The sequence below is a fragment of the Mesorhizobium sp. BR115XR7A genome, assembly GCF_020165315.1.
Classification (GTDB): Bacteria; Pseudomonadota; Alphaproteobacteria; order Rhizobiales; family Rhizobiaceae; genus Mesorhizobium; species Mesorhizobium australicum.
Genome location: NZ_JAIUHW010000003.1, coordinates 164,860 through 185,031 on the forward strand (window position 1 = coordinate 164,860; position 20,172 = coordinate 185,031).

21 protein-coding genes are annotated in these 20,172 nt (G+C 64.9%); 12 read left to right on the forward strand and 9 right to left on the reverse strand.

From position 1 onward, the window contains the following. Positions 1-120: 120 nt before the first annotated feature. Both LB557_RS07710 and LB557_RS07715 read left to right on the forward strand, forming a co-directional pair. Positions 121-1,035, forward strand: coding sequence for an alpha/beta fold hydrolase (locus LB557_RS07710; RefSeq protein ID WP_224642197.1), 915 nt, complete (start codon positions 121-123; stop codon positions 1,033-1,035). Positions 1,036-1,151: 116 nt separating this feature from the next. Continuing rightward, the gene (locus tag LB557_RS07715; protein WP_140716277.1) at positions 1,152-1,913 is read left to right on the forward strand and encodes an alpha/beta fold hydrolase; all 762 of its coding nucleotides are present in this window, start codon (positions 1,152-1,154) and stop codon (positions 1,911-1,913) included. On the opposite strand, the gene LB557_RS07720 is transcribed toward LB557_RS07715, so the two are convergent. The 6 genes from LB557_RS07720 to LB557_RS07745 all read right to left on the reverse strand — a co-directional run bounded on the left by LB557_RS07720 (position 1,882) and on the right by LB557_RS07745 (position 6,961). Next, positions 1,882-2,880 carry a sigma-70 family RNA polymerase sigma factor gene (locus LB557_RS07720; protein ID WP_224642198.1) on the reverse strand — a complete coding sequence of 333 codons (999 nt, stop codon included), beginning with the start codon at positions 2,878-2,880 and terminating at the stop codon, positions 1,882-1,884. The two genes, LB557_RS07715 and LB557_RS07720, sit on opposite strands and share 32 nt — an antisense overlap. Continuing rightward, entirely contained in the window at positions 2,877-3,407 is a 531-nt protein-coding gene (locus LB557_RS07725; RefSeq protein ID WP_015316987.1) for a dihydrofolate reductase family protein, read from the reverse strand. The genes LB557_RS07720 and LB557_RS07725 overlap by 4 nt, the downstream gene beginning before the upstream one ends. Positions 3,408-3,409: 2 nt before the next feature. After that, positions 3,410-4,348: an alpha/beta hydrolase gene (locus tag LB557_RS07730; protein WP_224642200.1), complete on the reverse strand. Its 939-nt coding sequence runs from the start codon at positions 4,346-4,348 to the stop codon at positions 3,410-3,412. Between the two features lie 104 nt (positions 4,349-4,452). Beyond that, a complete protein-coding gene (locus LB557_RS07735; RefSeq protein WP_224642201.1) occupies positions 4,453-5,334 on the reverse strand; it encodes an SDR family oxidoreductase in 882 nt (293 codons plus the stop codon). A 123-nt stretch (positions 5,335-5,457) separates the two neighbouring features. Further along, positions 5,458-6,045, reverse strand: coding sequence for a dihydrofolate reductase family protein (locus LB557_RS07740; protein ID WP_015316984.1), 588 nt, complete (start codon positions 6,043-6,045; stop codon positions 5,458-5,460). A 37-nt stretch (positions 6,046-6,082) separates the two neighbouring features. Then, on the reverse strand, positions 6,083-6,961 hold the full coding sequence (locus LB557_RS07745; RefSeq protein ID WP_224642203.1) for an NmrA family NAD(P)-binding protein: 879 nt from the start codon (positions 6,959-6,961) through the stop codon (positions 6,083-6,085). Between the two features lie 111 nt (positions 6,962-7,072). Here LB557_RS07745 and LB557_RS07750 point away from each other — a divergent pair, with 111 nt between their 5' ends. Then, on the forward strand, positions 7,073-7,489 hold the full coding sequence (locus LB557_RS07750; RefSeq protein WP_015316982.1) for a winged helix-turn-helix transcriptional regulator: 417 nt from the start codon (positions 7,073-7,075) through the stop codon (positions 7,487-7,489). A gap of 158 nt (positions 7,490-7,647) precedes the next feature. Then, a complete protein-coding gene (dinB, locus tag LB557_RS07755; protein WP_224642205.1) occupies positions 7,648-8,895 on the forward strand; it encodes a DNA polymerase IV in 1,248 nt (415 codons plus the stop codon). Between the two features lie 54 nt (positions 8,896-8,949). Here dinB and LB557_RS07760 read toward each other — a convergent pair whose 3' ends face one another. After that, a complete protein-coding gene (locus LB557_RS07760; RefSeq protein ID WP_140618089.1) occupies positions 8,950-10,962 on the reverse strand; it encodes an alpha/beta fold hydrolase in 2,013 nt (670 codons plus the stop codon). On the opposite strand from LB557_RS07760, the gene LB557_RS07765 reads away from it, so the two are divergent. Continuing rightward, positions 10,961-11,545, forward strand: a complete 585-nt coding sequence (locus LB557_RS07765; RefSeq protein WP_224642209.1) for a hypothetical protein — start codon at positions 10,961-10,963, stop codon at positions 11,543-11,545. The genes LB557_RS07760 and LB557_RS07765 overlap by 2 nt on opposite strands. A 55-nt stretch (positions 11,546-11,600) precedes the next feature. After that, positions 11,601-11,984: a YkvA family protein gene (locus LB557_RS07770; protein ID WP_224642211.1), complete on the forward strand. Its 384-nt coding sequence runs from the start codon at positions 11,601-11,603 to the stop codon at positions 11,982-11,984. A gap of 78 nt (positions 11,985-12,062) precedes the next feature. On the opposite strand, the gene LB557_RS07775 is transcribed toward LB557_RS07770, so the two are convergent. Next, positions 12,063-12,596 carry a sterol desaturase family protein gene (locus tag LB557_RS07775; protein WP_224642212.1) on the reverse strand — a complete coding sequence of 178 codons (534 nt, stop codon included), beginning with the start codon at positions 12,594-12,596 and terminating at the stop codon, positions 12,063-12,065. Between the two features lie 181 nt (positions 12,597-12,777). Between LB557_RS07775 and LB557_RS07780 the strand changes: the two genes are divergently transcribed. Further along, positions 12,778-13,242 (forward strand): NUDIX domain-containing protein, encoded by a 465-nt coding sequence (locus LB557_RS07780; protein ID WP_224642214.1) that lies wholly within the window; start codon positions 12,778-12,780, stop codon positions 13,240-13,242. A gap of 48 nt (positions 13,243-13,290) precedes the next feature. Here LB557_RS07780 and LB557_RS07785 read toward each other — a convergent pair whose 3' ends face one another. Continuing rightward, the gene (locus tag LB557_RS07785) at positions 13,291-14,478 is read right to left on the reverse strand and encodes a Gfo/Idh/MocA family protein (protein ID WP_224642216.1); all 1,188 of its coding nucleotides are present in this window, start codon (positions 14,476-14,478) and stop codon (positions 13,291-13,293) included. 168 nt (positions 14,479-14,646) lie between these two features. Here LB557_RS07785 and LB557_RS07790 point away from each other — a divergent pair, with 168 nt between their 5' ends. From LB557_RS07790 to LB557_RS07810, 5 genes are all read left to right on the forward strand, one after another. Continuing rightward, positions 14,647-15,540, forward strand: a complete 894-nt coding sequence (locus LB557_RS07790) for a MurR/RpiR family transcriptional regulator (RefSeq protein ID WP_224526967.1) — start codon at positions 14,647-14,649, stop codon at positions 15,538-15,540. A gap of 78 nt (positions 15,541-15,618) precedes the next feature. Next, entirely contained in the window at positions 15,619-16,401 is a 783-nt protein-coding gene (locus LB557_RS07795) for an SDR family oxidoreductase (protein WP_224642218.1), read from the forward strand. Then, positions 16,398-17,930, forward strand: coding sequence for a mannitol dehydrogenase family protein (locus LB557_RS07800; RefSeq protein WP_224642221.1), 1,533 nt, complete (start codon positions 16,398-16,400; stop codon positions 17,928-17,930). Before LB557_RS07795 ends, LB557_RS07800 begins: the two co-directional genes overlap by 4 nt. A gap of 35 nt (positions 17,931-17,965) precedes the next feature. After that, a complete protein-coding gene (locus tag LB557_RS07805) occupies positions 17,966-18,880 on the forward strand; it encodes a sugar phosphate isomerase/epimerase family protein (RefSeq protein WP_224642222.1) in 915 nt (304 codons plus the stop codon). A gap of 89 nt (positions 18,881-18,969) precedes the next feature. Further along, complete coding sequence (locus LB557_RS07810; RefSeq protein WP_015316972.1) at positions 18,970-20,004, forward strand: ABC transporter substrate-binding protein; 1,035 nt, start codon at positions 18,970-18,972, stop codon at positions 20,002-20,004. Positions 20,005-20,172 lie beyond the last annotated feature (168 nt).

A 20,172-nucleotide genomic window follows, 5' to 3' on the forward strand; every position in this document is an offset into this window, starting at 1 on the left:
TGTTCGGCTTTCCCGAATTCACCGTCAGGCGACAGCCACCTAACGAAATCAAGGACATGGTGCCATAATTGTACAAGCCGCGATACCGCGATCACAGAACAAAAGCTCGGAGAGTGCAGCATGTTTCGTCCGTTGGTTGTCGTCCTTGGTCTGCTGGCCATGAGTGTTCCGGCCTCCGCGCGCGTTGTCGCGTTTCCGGCCGGCTTCAAGACGCAGACGATCGAGACCAACGGCACCAGCCTGAACGTCCGTGTCGGCGGACAAGGGCCGGCGGTCGTGCTGCTGCATGGTTTCGCCGACACCGGCGACATGTGGGCGCCGGCTGCGATAGCGTTGATGAAGGACCACACCGTGATCGTGCCGGACCTGCGCGGCATGGGCCTTTCGGCGCATCCCGACGGCGGCTACACGAAGAAGAACCAAGCCGTCGACATCGCCGGCGTGATGGACGCGCTGAAGATCGACAAGGCCGACCTGGTCACCCATGACATCGGCAACATGGTCGGCTATGCGCTGGCCGCGCAGTATCCGAAGCGCATCACCAAATGGGTTGTCATCGACGCGCCGCTGCCGGGCATAGGCGACTGGGACAAGATCAAGCAGAGCCCGCTGCTGTGGCATTTCAACTTCCGCGGCCCCGACATGGAACGGCTGGTGGCGGGCCGCGAGCGCATCTACCTCGATCGCTTCTACAACGAATTGTCGGCCGACCCCAAGAAGATCGACGAGGCGACGCGCGTCCACTACGCCAAGCTTTACGCCCGGCCACATGCCATGCACGACGCCTTCGAGCAGTTCAAGGCATTCGACCAGGATGCGATCGACAATCAGGCGATGCTCACCACGGGCGGCAAGCTGACCATGCCAGTGCTCGCGGCGGGTGCGGAAAAATCGGCCGGCACGACGCAGGCCGACATCTTGCGGTTGGTCGCCAGTGACGTGACCGGAGCCATCGTGCCTGCATCGGGCCATTGGATCATGGAGGAAAACCCGGACGCCACCGTCACGCTGATTACAGATTTCCTCGCCAAGTAACAGCACGGCTTCAGCGACCACCGCGGGCTCTGCCAGGGCCGACCTTTGTAACGATGAAGCCGAACGGGATCGCGCCCAGCAATGGTGCGGCCCGTCGCGACAATGGGAGACATTCTATGCCGTTAACGCATTTCCTGACTCTGGGAACCGCCGTTCTCCTGACGGCGACAGCACCGGCGTCAGCCGCCGATGTCCCGAAGAAAACGGTCGTCCTGGTGCACGGCGCGTTCGCCGACGGATCGAGCTGGAGCAAGGTCATTCCCTTGCTGGAGGCCAAGGGGCTCAATGTGGTGGCCGTGCAAAATCCTTTGAGCTCGCTTGCCGCCGATGTCGACGCAACCATGCGCGTCATTGATGCCCAGCCGGGTCCGGTCATTCTCGTCGGTCACTCCTGGGCCGGCGTCGTCATCAGCCAGGCCGGCGTGAACGACAAGGTCAAGGCGCTGGTCTACGTCGCCGCATTCGCGCCGCCAAAGGGCGTGTCGATCAACGAGCTTGGCAAGGGTCAGCCGCCGCCGCCCTGGGCAAGCGCGCTGCAACCCGACAGCGGCGGCTATCTCAGGTTGAGCGCCGAGGGTGTCGCCAAATATTTCGCGCAAGACCTGCCGCCGGCGGAAATCGGGGTGATCGCCGCCACCCAGGGACCAGCCTTCTCCGGTATCTTCGACGAAAAGCTCACCGCGGCCGCGTATGAGACAAAGCCGAGCTGGTACATCGTCGCCAGGCACGACGGAATGATCCCGCCGGCGGCCGAGGCCGCGATGGCGAAGGCGATCGGCGCCAAGGTCACCGAGTTGCCGACCAGCCACGTCGCCATGCTCGCCAAGCCCCGCGAAGTCGCCGATGTTATCCTGGCGGCGGTGGACTCGGTGAAGTAGGCAGGGAAACGATACCGGCGAGGAGGCCAGGATAGATCCCCTCCACGTTTGCCATCTCCAGGATCCACGGGCAGGCATAATAGTCGCTGATGCTGTCGATCACCCCGCCCGTGGCGCCGATCCGGACCAGATATGCCTGCCGCCAGACCTCGCCATATTGCCTGTCGACGACCAGCACCATCTCCCCTTCGAACGCGCCTGGCCGCACGCGCCAGGGCAGTTCGCTGCGCTCATATTCGACGAAGTAGGGCGAAGCCGACAGCAAGCCGCTGTAGCAGTCCGACACCTGGAGGCGTGCATCGGCGCTGGTCAGTGCCCGCACGCCGTCCCAGTCCCTGGCGTTGAAGAGCGCGACATAGCGATCAAGCAGCCGCTCCAGTTCGGGGTCGTGTGGCGGCGCCGCGGCCGGTTGCGCGGGTAGAGCGGCGAGCTTGGCGCGGCCGCGATTGAGCGCCGATTTGACGCCGCCCGGTGTCGAGCCGACCAGCTCGGCGATCTCCTCCAGCGAATGGTCGAAGACATCCTTGAGCAGCACGCAGGCGCGCTCCTTCGGTGGCAGATGCACCACCAACCGCTCGATGGCGCGGCCGGCGCCCGGACCGGCCGGCTCGACCGGCTGCACCACGTCGTCGTCGGCATAGAAGGCCTCTGCCGCGTGCCGCGTGCGGCGATTGCGGATGAAATCGATGCACCTGTTATGCGCGATGCGGAAAAGCCACGGCCGCAGCGCCTGCGCATCGTCGAGCAGCTCGATCTTGCGATAGGCCTCGAACAGCGCCTCCTGCATGATGTCCTCGCCATCCAGCGCCGAGCCGGTCATGCGGGCGCAATAGCGATGCAGCCTGGCGCGCAGATGCGAAACCGTCTCCAGGAACGCGGCATAGCGCAGGTCGAACACGCGGTCGGGCTCAGGCCAGGCCCGCATGCCTCGTGCCGTGTCGGGGGATTTGCGGATCTGCTGGTTCATCGCGGCACATAGGTCAGGGTCACCACGCCATTGGCAAAACGGTTGATGTCGACCAGTTCGAGATCGATCGGCCCGACGTCGTCGAAGGCGCGCTTGCCCTGCCCGACCCATGTCGGCACGATCGACAGATGATACTCGTCCACCAGCCCAGTGGAAAGCAAGGTGCGGTCGAGCTGCGACACGCCATATTTCAGGATGTCGCCGCCCGGCTGGCGTTTCAGCGCCGCGAGCGCCTCGGCGACGTCGCCCTCGATCAGCGCGGCATTCCACGACACCGTCTTCAGCGTCGTCGAGGCGACCAGCTTCTTCAGGCCGTTGATGCGGTCCATGTACGGACCCTTGGTCCCGGGCCAGCGCGCGAAGAACATCTCGTAGGTGGCGCGGCCAAGCAGGAAGAACTCGACGTTCGAAAGCGCCCGCAAGGCATGGTCCACATTCTCTCCGACGAAAAATGGCGACGCCCACGTCATCGGCGCCTCGATGACGCCATCCAGCGAGACGAAACTCGACACGATCAGCCGCCGCATGCTCACGCCGCCTTTTCGCTGGTCTTCTCACCGGGAGCCGGCAGCCCCAGTCTCGGCCGCACCCAGGCGGCGAAGCGGGCAATGGCGTCATCGGCCTCCGGCGCCCGCCCTGCCATCATCTGGAAGGAGTGGAGCATGCCGTCAAAGACGTCGAGCCGCGTCTCGACCCCCGCCTGCCTCGCCCGCTCGGCGAACATGCGGCTTTCGTCGACCAGCGTCTCGTCGGCGCCGGCCTGCAGGAAGACGGGTGGAAAGCCGGAGAGGTCGGCGTAGAGCGGGCTGACTTCGGGATCGCGCCGATCGGCATCGCCGATGAAATTGGCCGCCAGCCAGTCGACGGCTTCCCTGGCGAAGGCCGGGTCCTTGTCGCGGTTGGTCTCGTAGCTGGCGCCGGTCAACGCCATGTCGAACCAGCCGGAGATGATCAGCGTGGCGACCGGCAGCGGCCGCCTTTGCGCGCGCAGCCGCTGCAGGACGCCATAGGTCGGCACCGCGCCGCAGGAGTCGCCGGCGATCACGATCCGCTTGGGGTCGAGGCCTTGGTCGACGAGCCAGTCCCAGGCCGATGACGCGGCCTCGAGCTGAGCCGGATGCTTGGCTTGGTGCGCCAGCGGATAGTCGTAGAGCAGCGCCCGGCAGCCGACGGCCTTGGCGAGATGACCGACCAGCTTGCGGTGCGTGTAGATCGAGCCGCCGATGAAGCCGCCGCCATGCGCGTAAAACAGCACCCGCTGCTCGTCGGCGCCCTTCGGCACCACCCACATCGCCGGCACGCCGCCGGCATCGACCTCGATATAGTCGACGCCGCCCGGTTCGCCGGTCAGCGCCGTCCAATTGACGTCGTTGTAGTCGATGACCGCCTGCGGGCTGGTCAACTTGCCCGCATTGGCCGCGAGCGCGGCGTAATGGTTCCTGTTTGCCTGACTTTGCATGCTCGCCATGACTGTTTCTCCGTGGTTGCCGATCGCGGTCCGGCGCGACCTTCAGGCAAGAGACGGACGGGCAGGCAAAAAGGATACGTGCCGGCCCGCGTTTTTTCGGCGGCCTACGCCCCGCCCCGCAACATTGCCGCGTGGCGCTGGGCGAATTCGACGAACGGCGTCGCGCGCACGCCGAACATATCGTGGGTGGCAAGATGCACCCGCGATTTCGGCCGCCGCAGGCGCTCGGTCAACTGCTCGTCCAGCGCATCGGCGAAGTCGGCGAGGACGCCGGCGGCCAGCAGGTTGCGCCGGCGGTCCTGCGGGCTGATGTCGACGTAGCGGACCGGCTTGCCGATCGCCTGCGAAATCCGCGCCGCTATGTCGCTCATCGTCAGCGCCTCGGGTCCGGTCATGTCGAGGCTCTCGCCTTCATGGCCGCCATCGCGCAGCAGCCGGACGGCGACCTTGGCGATGTCCTCGACATCGACCGGCGACAGTTCGGTGCTGCCAAGCGCCAGATAGAAGGCGCCCTCGGCGGCGATGGTCGGCGCGTCGCGCAGATAGACCTGCATGAACTGGCTGGGGCGCAGATGCGTCCACGCCATGCCGGCTCCTTCGAGATAACGCTCGACCTCCTCATGCATGCGCGTGAAGCGGAACTTCGTCGCGTCATAGCCGATGTTGGATTCGGCACCGGAAAACTTCACCACATGCGCGACGCCGGCCTGCTTGCAGGCGTCGATAAAACGGCACTGCGTCTCGACCATGTCTTGCGCGGCGGTCGAAATCATCAGCACGCGATCGACACCATCGAGAGCCGCGCCAAGCGTCTCCGCCCGGCGCATGTCGCCGTCGACCAGCTCGACGCCGGCAAGTCCGCCGAGCCCAGCCGCGGATGCCCGGTTAAGATCGCGAACCAGCGCCCTCACTTGATGCTTCTGCCGCGCGAACTCGCGCACGATTGTTTTGCCGTTCAGGCCGGTGGCGCCTGTCACCAGGATCATCTGTCTCTCCATTCAGCGTTGATGCGACCGCCCTTCCGGCGACCCACCTTGAAGACGAAGAGAAGCGGGCAAAGGATTCCGGCCAAACGTCTTTTTACCGGCGTGCGGCCTGCACACCGGCGATCAGCCTGCCGGCGCGTAGCGGCTGACCACCATGCCGCAGGCATAAGCCTTCGAGCCGAGCAGAAGCAGGTTTCGGAACCCGCCTTGGTCGAAGATGCGGCGGCCGGCGCCCAGCACGGCCGGATTGACGAACAGCTGGAACTCGTCGACCACCCCGGCCGCGATCAGCGCCGACGCAAAGCCCGCCCCGCCGAAGACGGCCATGTCGCCGCCCTCACCCGCCTTCAATGCGTTGACCTCGCGCGGCAGGTCGCCGCTCACCACCGTCGTGCGCTCCCATCGCGAGGTCTCGAGCCTGTCGCTCGGCACCACCTTGCGCGCTTCGACGATACGCTGGGCGAAGGCATAGAACGGATCGGCCGGATATTTCCGCGCCGCGTTGCCCCAATGGGTGAGGTAACCTTCCTCAGCCATCTTGCGGCTGAGCAGGATGGTGTCGATGCCGGCAAACACCGCGTTGAAATCACGCTTCAGTTCCTCGTCCCAGCCGATGTCGTCGCCCCATCCCCAAAGTTGCCAGGGGTGGTTCTCATTGGCACCGACAAAGCCGTCGACCGACATCTGCATCTGAAGGATCAGCTTTTTCATGGGGTTCTCCTCGTTTCCGGATTCCAGGCAGGAAGGATCACGCCGCGCTTTGCGAACGGGCAAAGGCTTGTGCCCAGCTCTCGAAAGTGGTCGGCGTGGCGTTGCGGATTGACGGTGCCTCAAGTGCCCAGCGTTCACCCTTGTTGAAACTCGCCGCCGTTTCGCCGAGCGCATCGGCAAAGCTCGGTGACAGACCGTTGGCGATCATCCCGGCGCGCGCCTCAGTGAATGGAGCCGCCTTGTAAGTGACCTGCCTCCCCATCGCGCTGCCCAGGATCGTGGTGGCCTGCTCGAAGGTATAATAGCCGCCGCCATGCAATTCGATAATCCGCTCGCTTGGAAAACGCGTAGCGTCCAGCAGGGCGGCGGCGCGCTGGCCGAGATCGCTGGCAGCAATCAAAGGCATCGGCAGATCGCCACGGAACGGCGTCATGAAGATGCCGGAAGCGGCCTGCTGGACAAAGCCCATGCCCTTGGCGAAGTTCTCCATGAAGAACGAGGCGCGCAAAAACACCAGCTCGTCGAGGCCGAGCGCCGCCAGCCGTTCCTCCATCAAGGCGGCGCCAAGCGAAGTTCCCATCCTGAGATGGGCGTTGAGGCCGCTGAGCAGCACGACGCGGCGCACGCCTGACTTCGCGATCGCCGCCGCCAGCCGCGCGCCGACTTCATCTTCGAAGCGATGAACATCCGGCGCCGTGACGTCGAACGGAATCATTACATAGGCGCTGTCGGCACCGAAAAAGGCGGAGGCGAGCGCGTCGCTATCGTCAAGCGCGACACCCAGGCTGCGCGCCACGCCGCGCACAATATGCCCCCGCCCGGTCAGGATCTGGGCGACTGCCTTGCCAACCTCGTTGGTGGCCCCGATGACCACGACGGTTCTCGGTGTGCTGATTTCCCCGACGGCCTGGCTCATGACGTCCTCCTGCTGGCCAAGTTGCGATCCAACGATTTACTTTTGGAAGCATTTGACTGATGGAAAGAACGATGTCAATAGTAAAGTGATTTAAAAAATGGAACCATAGAGATGTCAACGCGTGAAAGATCCGGCTGCCCGATCAGCCTGTCGCTGGAACTGCTCGGCGATCGCTGGACGCTGCTCATCATCCGCGACCTGGTCTTCGCCGGCAAAAAGCATTTTCGCGAGTTCCTGCAATCCGATGAAGGCATCTCCTCGCGCACATTGGCCGAGCGGCTGCAGACGCTGCAGGACGAAGGCATCCTCACCCGCAGCGACGACCCTAGCCATGGGCTGAAGGCGATCTACCGGCTGACCGAAGCCGGCATCGATCTCCTGCCGGTGCTAGCCACGCTCGGCGCCTGGGGCAGCAAGCACCGCAAATCCGACGACAAACTCGCCCGCATCGCCGACGAACTGGCGGCCGGCGGCGAGCCGGCGCTGGAACGGATGAAGGCGGCACTGCGGGCGGAGCATGTTGTCTAGGAAGTGGCGCTGCCTCCTCCGCCCTGTGGAAAAGGAGGCACTTTACGCGCCTCGGTTACGCCCAAAGGACACGATGCAGCAAAGACCCAATTGACAACGATCTCTGTTTGTTCACTATATGTTTCTGTCTATCAGCAATCGCGGATGAGCGGAACAGGATGGAAACGACGGCCACCATCCTGCATGCCGATCTCGACGCCTTCTATGCCTCGGTCGAGCAACTGCTCGACCCGTCGCTGCGCGGCAAGCCGATCGCGGTTGGCGGCGGCGTGGTGCTCGCCGCCTCTTACGAAGCGCGCGCCTTTGGCGTGCGCGGCGGCATGCCTGGACGCAAAGCGCGCGAGCTTTGCCCGCAATTGATCTTCGTCGGCGGCAATTTCAGCCACTACCAGCGGCTGGGCGACGCGGCGATCAAGGTGCTCGACGATTTCACGCCGGTGGTCGAACGCATCTCCATCGACGAGGCCTTCGCTGATGTCGCCGGCTGCACGCATCTGTTCGGCTCCCCGCGGGAAATCGCGACGGCGATCCGCGGCCGTGTGCGGGCCGAACTCGGCCTGCCGATCTCGATCGGCGTGGCTCGCACCAAGCATCTGGCCAAGATCGCCTCGCAAGTCGCCAAGCCAGACGGGCTGGTGGTGGTCGAGCCCGGCACCGAGCTTGCCTTTCTGCACGATTTGCCGGTCTCGCTGATGTGGGGCGTCGGCCCGGCAACCAGGGCGCGCTTGGCCGAGATCGGCGTCGAGACCATCGGCGAGCTGGCCCGGACCCACAGCGGCGCCCTGACCCGGCTGCTAGGCCCCGCGGCCGGCGAAAAGCTCGCGGCGCTGTCGTGGAACCGCGATCCGCGCAAGCTGCAGACGAAGCGCCGGGCGCACTCGGCCGGCGCGCAATCGGCGCTCGGGCAAAAGCCGGCCGTGGCGCGAGTGATCGTGCCGACACTGCTGCATCTGGCCGATCGCGTCGCCAGCCGGCTGCGCGCCAAGAACCGCCCCGGCCGCACGGTAACCGTGCGCGTGCGCTTTGCCGATCTCAGCGCCGTCACGCGCTCGATCACGCTGGAACAGCCGATCTCGGCGACCGCCATGCTGGCCGAGATCGCAGGGGATTTGGTGCGCGGCGTGCTCGCCGAGCATCCCCGGGAGAAAACGATCTCGCTGCTGGCGATCTCGGTCTCGCACCTGGAGGAGAGCGCCGAACTGCAGCTCGACCTGCCGCTCGGCCTCGCCGACGAGAAGCGCCGCCCGGGCAGCCAAAAAGGCCTCGCGCGCTTCGGCGCCGACCGCGCCATCGACAAGATCCGCCAGCGTTTCGGCAAACAGGCGGTCGGCTACGGTACGGTGGCCCTGGAAGCGGCCCGCTCGGTGCCCGACGCATTCAGGGAACTGGCGGAAAAGGAGCTTTGAGTGGAAAAGGGACTGTCCCCGACGGCGCGCCAACCGACACCATGGCGCGCTTCGCTACTGTCGGGCCGACGCTGCACCGACCCCATAGAGTTGCCCGCCTCCCGGCACGGCGCCTGTTTCCGTCCCGCCGCGCTCTGTAAACACAAGGCCGGAGCCCGGCACGAGATCGCGGATTGTGCGCGACGTAACGATCTCGCCCGGCAAGGCTTGGTCGAGCATCAGCACTGCTTGGTCGATGGCGGTGCCGGTTAAATCACCGTCTTGCTTTTCGCACTCGCCAATATGCACCGCGGCACGGACGCCGAGGCCAGATGGCTTCAAACCGTCGCGGATCGCCATGGCGCATTGGATCGCCCGCGTCGGACGCTGGAAGGCAGCGAGGAGGCCATTCGCGTTGCGCCGTATCTCCCTGCCCTGGGCCAGTTGGACTTGATCGCAGATCGCGTCGACATATCCCCGCCTCAAATCCTGGCCATCGGGGGACGCAGATGGCGAGGTGATGTCCACGCAGAGAATGGTGACCAGCACACGCTCGCCGGGTGCCGCCGGCAAGGTGCCGCTGACAAAGGACTGAATCTCATCGATCAGGCGATCGGAGCCTTCCCCCCAGATGACATGGTCGTTGCCCGCGAGCTCGATGTAGCTCGCTCCCGGTATGTGTCTCGCCAGGTAGCGCCCCTCCTCGGCCTTGACCCAGCGATCGCCCGTTCTCTGAACGATTAGCGTTGGAACGTGGATGGCTCCCAGTATCTCCCGAACGTCGATTTCGGTGCTCCAGTACCACAGCGAGATCGCATCGGCGGGCGAAGCTGAATTGCGCAGGAAGGCCGCGAACCATTCGCGCTCGAATGCATCGTTCATCAGGCTGGGCGCGGCATTGCTGAGGTCGGCCGGCTCTCCCCATTCGCGCTCGATGGCGACGAGTTCTCTTTCCACCTGCGCCTTGGTTTTGGCCCAGGGGTAGTCCGGCGCCCATACACCTCGGGCATAGGTCCCGTTCAAGATGAGGGCTGCCGTGCGTTCAGGATAGGTCGCGGCAAACAGCATGCACATGCTGCCGCCCTCGGAGCTGCCGAACAGGACGGTACGCTTCGAACCGACCGCGTCCAGGACCGCGCGCACGTCTTCCATACGCTCTTCGAGCGTCGGCAGGCCGACATTGCGATCCGACAGTCCGGTGCCACGCTTGTCCATCCGGATCAGCCGGCAAAAAGAGCCGAGACGGTGCAGGACATGCGCCAGCCTGGGCGATGCCCAGGCAAGGTCGAGATTGGAAACCCAGCCTGGCACATAAATGAGGTCTACGGGGCCGTTGCCCGTTACCTGATACGCGATGTTGCTGCCAGCCGATTTGACATAGTGGGTCGGCGGCGATGCAGCCTGAGCACCGGGCGCAACCGGCCCGGCGGCTGCTGGAGCAGCCGACGCCGTGCGTCGGGCCCGAAGCTGTTCATAGAGCTGCCTCGTTTCCGGTTCCGGCTGAACACGTAGCTGCCGCTGCAAGGCGTCGCGGCAGAGCTCATATTGTTTCAGCGCCAAATTGACGCGGCCCTGGGCCGCACAGGCCCGCATCAAGGCCCGGTGGACGTCTTCACGCAGCGGCTCCCAGGCTAGCAAGCGTGTCGCCGCCTGCACGCAGGACGCCAGATCGTTCTGCGCGAAGTAATGCGCGACGAGCTTTTCCAGCACCAAGACGGCCGTGGCCCGCAGCCGTGCGCGTTCGATCCGCAGCCAGTCCTCGAAGGGTTCCTCCTTCAGGCTGAAGCCATCGAGGAGATCGCCTCGATAGAGGCTGATGGCCTGCTCAAGCTGCTCGGGTGCCGCCTCGGCGGCCAGCACCTCGAACCGGGCGACGTCGAAATCGAGATCATCCAGCGCCAGCATGATGCTGTCGCCATCGGTCAGGAAGCGAACGCCATGGGCCGAGGGCATAGCCTTCCTCACGACAGAAAGAGCCTGCCGAAGGTTCATGCGTGCCTGCGGCTCGCCGGTGTCGCCCCACAGCAGGGCGGCAAGCTTTTCGCGCGAGAGGGAATGCCCCGAATGGATCGCAAGATAGGCGACCATGGCGCGCGCCTTGCGGGTGAAGGACGGGGCCACGGCACCGCCAGCGAAATCGAACCCACCCAACAGTGAGAGGCGCGCCATCGGATCCACCACAGCTTCAGCGGCAATCCTTTACCGGTGCCGATACCAATTCAACCGGCTTTCCGCGTCGCGCGACGCTTTTCACGATTTCGTCACGCTGGCGCGAACGCGATTCCGACGGGTGTGTCGCACGGTGCTGCTGACAACTGTCATGGAGAATACCATGCTGCTCCCGCACCCAACAGACTGGCCGCTCCTGTTTTACGGCGATCCCTGGCTTACGTCGCGGTCTCCGGACCGGGTCGCGCCGCAGCGCCACGACCTGGCGCTGGCGGGGTACCTGGACAAACAGGCGGCCAACCGGGAGGCGATGAATCGCCGGCCAGGCCTCCTCGGCCGCCTTGTCGACAAGATCCGCCAGCCTTTCGGCAAACAGGCGGTCGGCTACGATACGGTGGCCCTGGAAGCGGCCCGCTCAGTACCCGACGCATTCAGGGAACTGGCGGAAAAGGAGCTTTGCGCGGCGGGGTCAGTTTGCAGATCGTCGACATCGCTGCAATGATCGAGGGAAGGAGCGGAGACGCCGATGTTCGGGGCCTCCCAAAGAGAGTTGCCGGGTGACTGTCCTCGACAAGGCAAAACAATGGGCGAAAGCCATCAAGCGCGATGTGATGGCCCTGTGGCTGGCCGCCCGCGATCCTCGCGTTCCCTGGTACGCCAAACTTGCCGCCGGCATCGTCGCCGCCTACGCGCTCAGTCCCATCGATCTGATACCCGATTTCATTCCCGTACTCGGATATTTGGACGATCTGATCATCGTACCGCTTGGCATCCTGCTCGCGGTGAAGTTGATCCCCGCCGATCTGATGGCGGAGTTTCGTGCGGAGGCCGTTCGCCGATCGAGGCCGACCAGCCGCGGCGGCCTCGCATTCATCGTCGGAATTTGGGTTCTGACGGCCGCCGCGCTCATTTGGTTATTCTGGCCAGATCGCTTCGCCTAGATTTGAGACTCGGCGTTTCCCGTCGCTCGACCGCCCGGCAGACCACAATCGGTGGTCCGCCGAAAGACCCATCCCCTGTCAAAGCCTAGCCGTGCCGAAGATCCGGTCCCAGAATAGCGACGTCACGCCGAAATTGGCGTTGTCGTCGATATGGTGGTGCACCGCGTGGCGGCGCTTGAGCGTGTAGAGATAGCTCGGATGGGCCGGATGCCAGTGATGGATCATGTGGTGGACGCTGATGTACCAGAGATAGCCCAGCATCAACCCGCAACTCACCGCGCTGGCGGTCGCGAAGTCCGAGACCATCCAGACGGGCAGGAACGCCACCAGCGCGTGCACGCCCAGGCTGAGCCAGGTGGGCGTGCCCACCGGACTGCGCTCCTCGACGTGGTGACGGTCGTGCAGGTCCCGGATCCAGGGGACATGGTGCAGCACGAAACGATGCAGCACATATTCGATCAGCGTCCACAGGCCAAGGCAGATCAGCACCGTGCCGACCCAGTCCGGCGCGCTTTCTTCTCCGGCCTCGATCAGTCCGGCCACCCCCAATATGGCGATCACCAGGGGATAGACCACGAAGTCGCTGTAGTAGCCGATCAGACCCAGCTGCATTCGGACGCCTCACCTGATTTTCGACGCCGCCCCAGAAACGATGCTATCAGTTTGCCGGACTCGCGTATGAGGTGCAATGCGGATGCATCTGACATAGCGTCGCAATTTCCAGGTGCAAGATCGGCAGCCATGATCTCAGAATCGGCCGGCTTCGCACCGATGCCGCAAACGGACATGCAACATGGCAAAACGCAGCGCGGGTCTGCTGATCTATCGCCGGAGCGATGACGGTATCGGGGTGCTGCTGGTTCATCCCGGCGGCCCCTTCTGGGCCAAGAAGGACGATGGCGCCTGGTCGATCCCGAAGGGCCTCGTCGACGAGGATGAGGACGAATTGGCGGCGGCACGACGCGAGACCGAGGAAGAGCTCGGCATGAAGGTCGAAGGCCCCTTCGCTCGCCTTGGCGCCTATCGGCAACCGGGCGGCAAGATCGTCATGGCCTGGTCCGTCGAGGCCGACATCGATGTGGCCGCCGTCAAGAGCAACACCTTCACCATGGAATGGCCGCCGCGATCTGGATCGATGAAGGACTTCCCGGAGGTCGACAGGGCCGGCTGGTTCACCTTGGCCGAAGCCGGGGTGAAGATTCTGCAGGGTCAGCGCCCGATGCTGTCGGATTTGGCGGAACAGTTGGGTATCGAGTAATTGCCGGCGGCAAAAGCCGCCGATCTCCCGCGAGGGAAGATCGGCTGTTCATCCCGCAAATCTTGCCGCCGTCCACGCGCCGCCAGCCGCGTTCGACTCCACCGCCGCCGCGACGAACTTCACGCCGCGCGCGCCGTCGATCACGTCGGGCACCCGCGCCGCGCGGGCCGGATCCACCGCGCCGCCCGAGCGGTGGGCGCGGATGATGTCGGCGGCGTCGCGGTAGAAATTGGCGAAGGCCTCGATATAGCCCTCCGGATGCGCCGCCGGCATGCGCGACACGCGGCGGGATTCCTCCGTCGAGCCATGGCCGCCGCGTACCAGCGTGCGGGTTTCCTCGCCATACCTGGAAAAGCGCAGTTCCTCCGGCCGGCCGCCCGACCATTCGAGCCCGGCCCTGTCGCCATAGATGCGCACGGAGAGGTCGTTGTAGTGGCCGGGCGACGTCTGGCTGGCCAGGATCGTGCCGCGTGCGCCATCGGTCCAGCGCACCAGCACATGGGCATTGTCGTCGAGCCGGCGTCCGGGCACCGCGGTGAACAGGTCGGCCGACACCGTCTCGGCCTCGCGGCCCGAAATGAAGCCTGCCAGGTTGAAGGCATGCACGCCGATATCGGCCAGCACCGCCGACTGCCCTGCCCTCGCCGGATCGGTGCGCCATTCCGCCTGCTTCTGGCCGTCGGCATCGATCGGCTTGGTCAGCCAGTCCTGGATGTAGGCGCCATGCACAGACACGATCCGGCCAAGCTCGCCCGCCATCACCATCTCGCGCGCCTGGCGCACCATGGCGTAGCCGGTGTTGTTGAGCGTGACGACGAAACGGCGGTTTTTCGCCTTCGCGAGTGCAACCAGTGCCTCGGCGTCGGCCAGCGTCGTCGACAGCGGCTTGTCGCAGATCACGTCGATGCCGGCCTCGAGGAAGGCGGTGGCGATCGGCGCGTGCAGATGGTTGGGCGTGACGATGACGACCGCCTCGATGCCATCCGGCCGCGCGGCCTCCGCTTTGGCCATGGCGCGGTAATCGGCATAGCTGCGCTCCGCCGCGATGCCGATCTCGGCGGCCGAGGCGGCGGCATTGTCCGGGTCGGACGACAGCGCGCCGGCGACCAGCGCGATCTGGTCGTCGAGGCGCATGGCCAGCCGATGCACCGCCCCGATGAAGGCATTGCGGCCGCCGCCGACCATGCCGACGCGCAGACGCTGGCGCGTCGATCCATCCGATGTTGCATAGACCATGTTTTCTCCTCGGGGCTGACTGTTTTCAGGGCTGAATTCCGATGTCGAGTTCCACGGCGCTCGTAGAGCGCCAACTTTGAACCGTTTACATCGTCTCCAACGCAGGCAAGCGAACAGGATTTCCAAAATCCATATTGTAAAACGATCGTATCGCGCTAGCCTGAATTCATGAGCGGGGCGAGAAAACCATCGGGACGATCCAGTGCCGACGAGGCAGCGACGCGCAAACGCGGCCGTTCGCTGGCCGCACTCGGCTACATACAGCCGCGAACCTATGAGGAGCTGCGCGCGGTGCTGTCTTCCGGCACCGTGCATTTCCCCAAGCGCCTGCGCCAGGTGGCGATCTTCCTGTGGCAGCACCCGAGCGAGGTGGCGCTCGGCACCATTGCCCAAGTGGCGGCACAGGCCGGCGTGCAGCCCTCGACGCTGGTGCGCTTCGCCCAGATCTTCGGTTATTCCGGCTTTTCCGATTTCCAGGGCCTGTTCAAGGACCACGTCAAGGGATCCTGGCCGGAAGGCCGCGGCGAGCAGCGCGCCGAGGCCGAGCCCAATGCCGCCACGCATTTCCTGCGCGGCATGGTTGGCGCCTCGCAGGCCTCGCTCGGCCGCATCGAAAGCGGCTTCGATATCGAAAGCTTCGAGAAGATGGTGGCGACGCTGGCCAAGGCGGACCTGATCTACGTCATCGGCTCCAAGCGCGCCTTTCCCGTCACCACCTATCTGTCGCTGACGCTTTCGCAGCAAGGCGTGCGCAATGTGCTGGTCGACAATGTCGGCTCGACCGCGCTCGACCAGGTCGGCTGCATTGGCGCTCGCGACGCCGTGCTGGCGGTGTCCTTCAGCCCCTACAATTCGATCACGCCGGACCTGGTGGCCGTCGCGCATGAGCGCAAGGCGCGCATCGTCACCATCACCGACAGCACCTTCTCGCCGCTGATCCGGCTGTCGGACAGCTGGCTGGAAGTGGTGGAATCCGACTTCGCCGGCTTCCGCTCGCTGGCGGCGTCGCTGGCGGTGGGCATGGCGCTGGTCCAAGGCGTCGCGGCGCGCCGCGGCACATGAGACGCCGCTGGTACAATTGACTATCGGGAATTAGCATTCCATATTTCAAGAAATAGAAACTTTGTTCCGGGTGGAGGAATGGAGATCAGGCTCGAAGGCAAGGTGGCGCTGGTCACCGGGTCGACGCAAGGCATCGGCCGTGCCATCGCCGAGACGCTGGCGCGCTCCGGCGCTGCCGGCCTGCTGATCACCGGGCGCGACAGCAAGCGCGGCGAGGCCGTGGCCGCGGAACTGTCGGCCCTGGGTACGCCGACGCTCTTCGTCGCCGCCGACCTTGGAGACACGGAAACTCCCGCGCTTTTGGCGCAGGCCTGCATCGACCGCTTCGGCCGCATCGATGGCCTGGTCAACGCCGCCGGCCTGACCGACCGCGCCTCCTTCCTCGACGCGACACCGGACGACTGGTCGGCGCTGTTTGCCGTCAACGCCCGTGCGCCCTTCTTCCTGATGCAGGCCGCGATCGCCGACATGAAGAAGCGTGGCCAGGGCGGCGCCATCGTCAACATCCTGTCGATCAACGCCCATTGCGGCTCGCCGGAACTCGCCGTCTATTCCGCCACCAAGGGCGCGCTGGCGACGCTGACCAAGAACGCCGCCAACGCCCACCGCTTCGACCGCATCCGCGTCAACGGCATCAATGTCGGCTGGACCGACACGCCGGCCGAACGCATCATGCAGGCGCGGACGCTGGGCAATGGCCCGGGATGGCTCGACGCCGCCAATGCCGCGCAGCCCTTCGGTCGGCTGCTCAAGCCGGACGATATCGCCAATCTCGCCGTGTTCCTGCTTTCCGACGCGGCCGGGCCGATGACCGGCGCGGTGATCGACCAGGAACAGTCGGTGATCGGGGCGAACCGGTGAACGCCATCGAAAGGCTCGGGCCCAGACTGCTGGAGCGGCTCCCCGCAGCCGTGCAAAAGCCGTCATACGACCGCGCGGTGCTCTCACCAGGCATGGCGCATCTGGGCGTCGGCGCCTTCCATCGCTGTCACCAGGCCGAATACACCGACGACCTGCTTTCGCGACGGTTCGACCGCTGGGGCATCGTCGGCATCAACATTCGCCCGCCCGCCCTGGCCGAGACACTTGGCCGGCAAGACGGCCTCTACACAAGGCTGATCCGCGAGAACGATGATGTCGAGGCACGCGTCATCGGCAGCATCGTGAAGGTGGTCGACAGCCAGGACAGCGCCGCACCGGCGCTCGAGGTGCTCGTCTCCGCCGATATCGAACTGGTGACGATGACGGTGACCGAAAAAGGCTATTGCCATGTCCCCTCGACTGGCGCGCTCGACCTCGATCATCCCGACATCGTCCACGACCTCGCCAACCCGGAAGCTCCCCGCAGCGTGCCCGGTATCCTCACGCGGGCGCTGGAGCAACGCAGGGCCACGCATGGCCCGAAGCTGACGCTGCTCTCCTGCGACAACATTCCGACCAACGGCGTCATCCTGGAAAATGTCGTGCGGAGCTTTGCCGAACGGCGCGGCAATGGCCTGGCCGACTGGATCGCGGCCAATGCCGCCTTTCCCTCGGCCATGGTCGACCGCATCGCTCCGGCGGTGACACAGGACGATCTCGACAGCGTCAAGCGACGGTTCGGCTATCGCGACGCCGCCGTCGCCGTCGGCGAACCCTTCCGGCAATGGGTGATCGAGAAAAAGTTCGCCGGCCGCATGCCGCGCTGGGACCTGGCCGGCGCGACCTTTGTCGACGACGTCACCCCGTTCGAGCATCTCAAGATGCGGGTGCTCAACGGCGCCCAGACGACACTCGCCACGCTCGGCGTACTGGCCGGCCTCGAGCACACGTCGGATGCCATCGCCGACCCGCTGCTTTCGGTCTTTGTCAGGCGCATGCTGGTCGAGCAAACCCTGCCGACACTGATGCCGGTGGCTGGCATGAATCCATCCGCTTATGTCGAGCAGAGCCTTGGCCGGTTGAAGAACACCGCGATCCGCCATCGCAACCACCAGATCGCCACCGACGGCTCGCAAAAAATCGTGCAGCGCCTGCTCAACCCGATCCGCGACCGCCTGAACCTGGGGGCCAGCATCGGCCTGCTGTCGGTGCCGGTCGCCGGCTGGATGGCTTATCTGATCCTGGCCTCGGCGCGCTTCGGCAAGCGCTGGCCGGTGTCGGATCCCTATGCCGGCAAGGTCGCCGCGATTGCGGACGAAACCGGCCACGATGCGCGGGCGCTGGCTTCCGCCATCCTGGCCATCGACACGATATTCGACCCGGGCCTTGCCGCGGACGAGACGTTCCGGCGGGCCGTCACGTCAGCGCTTGGCGAACTGCTTTCGGGCGATCCGATGGCGGCAGTCCGTCACAGTCTCGAACAAGATGAGGTCGCGAGGTTGAAGCGATCCAAACAATCGGCATTATAGGCATCGATCGCGGGTTCGCGGTCAGGGGAGGCATGATGAAACTTGGACTGCTCACCGCACCGTTCGCGGACACGCCGCTTGGCGAGGTCGCCGGCTGGGCAAGCTCTGTCGGCTTCGAGGCACTGGAAATCGCCTGCTGGCCGAAAACCTCCGGCGCGACCCGCCGCTATGCCGGCACCAGCCATATCGATGCTGATGGCACTTCGGTCTCGCGGGCGAAAGAAATCGTTGCATCGCTGGCGGAAAAGAACCTCACGGTCTCCGGTCTCGGTTATTACCCCAACCCGCTGCACCCGGATGCCGCCCATCGCGAGGCGGTCATCGGCCACCTGAAGAAGGTCATCGTCCTGGCCGCCAACATGGGCGTTCCCCTGGTCAACACCTTCTGCGGCGGCGATGCCTCCAAGACAGTCGACGTCAACTGGCAGGACGCGCTGAAAGTCTGGCCGGAAATCGTTGCCCATGCGCGCGGCCACGGGGTAAAACTCGCCTTCGAAAACTGCCCAATGATCTTCAGCCATGATGAATGGCCGGGCGGGCACAACATCGCCTATTCGCCGCAGGTCTGGCGTCGCATTCTCGAAGCCTGGGGCGGCGATGTCGGCATGAATTTCGACCCCTCGCATCTGGTCTGGCAGATGATCGACCAGGCCCGTTTCATCCGGGAATTCGGCCCCTATATGCTGCATGTCCACGCCAAGGACCTGATGATTGATCGTGATGGTTTGTACGAGCGCGGAATTCTGTCGGCGGGGATAGGCTGGCAGGTGCCGCGCATGCCGGGGCTGGGCGATGTCGACTGGAGCGGCTTCTTCTCGGGCCTCTACCGCGCCGGTTATGACGGATCGGTCATCATCGAACACGAGGACAGGCGATTTGAAGGCAGCGACGAGCAGGTGAAGCGGGGCTTTCTGCTCGCCCGCGACGTGCTGCGTCCCTTCGTCAAGTAACGGCAAAGCGAGCCACTTGACTCTGATTGTGAGTGGCGCGGCCCAACAGGTTAAAACTGAACTGAAAAACAATGTGGAGGAAGACTGAAATGAAGAACTATCTGACCATGGTCCCGCTGCTTGCCAGCGCGGCGCTGCTGGCCTCGGTGGGCGTGTCGTCCGCTGCCGGCAAATACACGATCGGCATTTCCAACACCGTGCAGGGCAATGGCTGGCGCGAGGAAATGGTTTGCGCCATGAAGGCGCAGGCGCTCGCCTCCGGCGAAGTGACCAAGCTCAACATCGCCCACCGCAACACCGATGCCGCCGGCCAGCTGGAAGACATCCGCAACCTGATCAGCGCCAAGGTCGACGCCATCGTCGTCAACCCCGCCGACCCGGCCGGCATCAAGGCCGGCCTGGAAGAAGCCACCAAGGCCGGCATCGTCGTCGTCGCCGTCGACCAGGCGGTCACCGAGCCGTCGGCTTACATCATTTCCAACAACCAGGAGCAGTATGCGTATCTCGGTGCCAAATGGCTGTTCCAGCAGATGGGCGGCAAGGGCGAGGTGTTTTACATGCGCGGCGCGGCGGGCGCTTCGGCCGATAGCGATCGCGACAAAGGCTTCAAGAAGGCACTGGCCGAATTCCCCGACGTGAAGGTGGCGCAGGAGGTCTTCACCGGCTGGCAGCAGGACCAGGCCAAGCAGCAGATGCTGTCCTTCCTGGCCACCGGCACGCCGTTCAACGGCGTGTGGACGTCGGGCATCGATAACGTCATCGTCGACGCGCTGGTCGAATCGCAGGCGCCGCTGGTGCCCGTGGTCGGCGCCGACAATGCCGGCTTCGTCGGCCAGCTGAGCTCGGTCAAGGGCCTCGTGGGTGCCGCCGTCACCAACCCCGGCTCGATCGGTGGTGCCGGCGTGACGCTGGCGCTGCAGATCCTCGACGGCAAGAAGCCGGCCCAGCAGACCGTGCTGGTCGACCCGCAGCTGTGGGAGAATGCCACCGAGGAAGGCAAGGCCAAGCTGAAAGCCGCCGCCGACCCGTCGCTGAGCCCTGAATGGCCGGTCTCGATCATGATCCCCGACTGGACGACGTATACCAAGGACCAGATCGTGGCCTGCAAGGGCCCGGGCGAGTAAGCAGCGGCTTTGCTGACCATGGTCGGCGCCGCCCCTCACTGTCCTGCCGGACATCTCTCCCGGTAAAACGGGGCGAGAGAAGCTGGCCGCAACGCCGGAGGCAAGCCCCTCTCCCCGTCTCTATACGGGGAGAGGATGCCGGCAGGCAGGTGAGGGGCGGCGCTGACA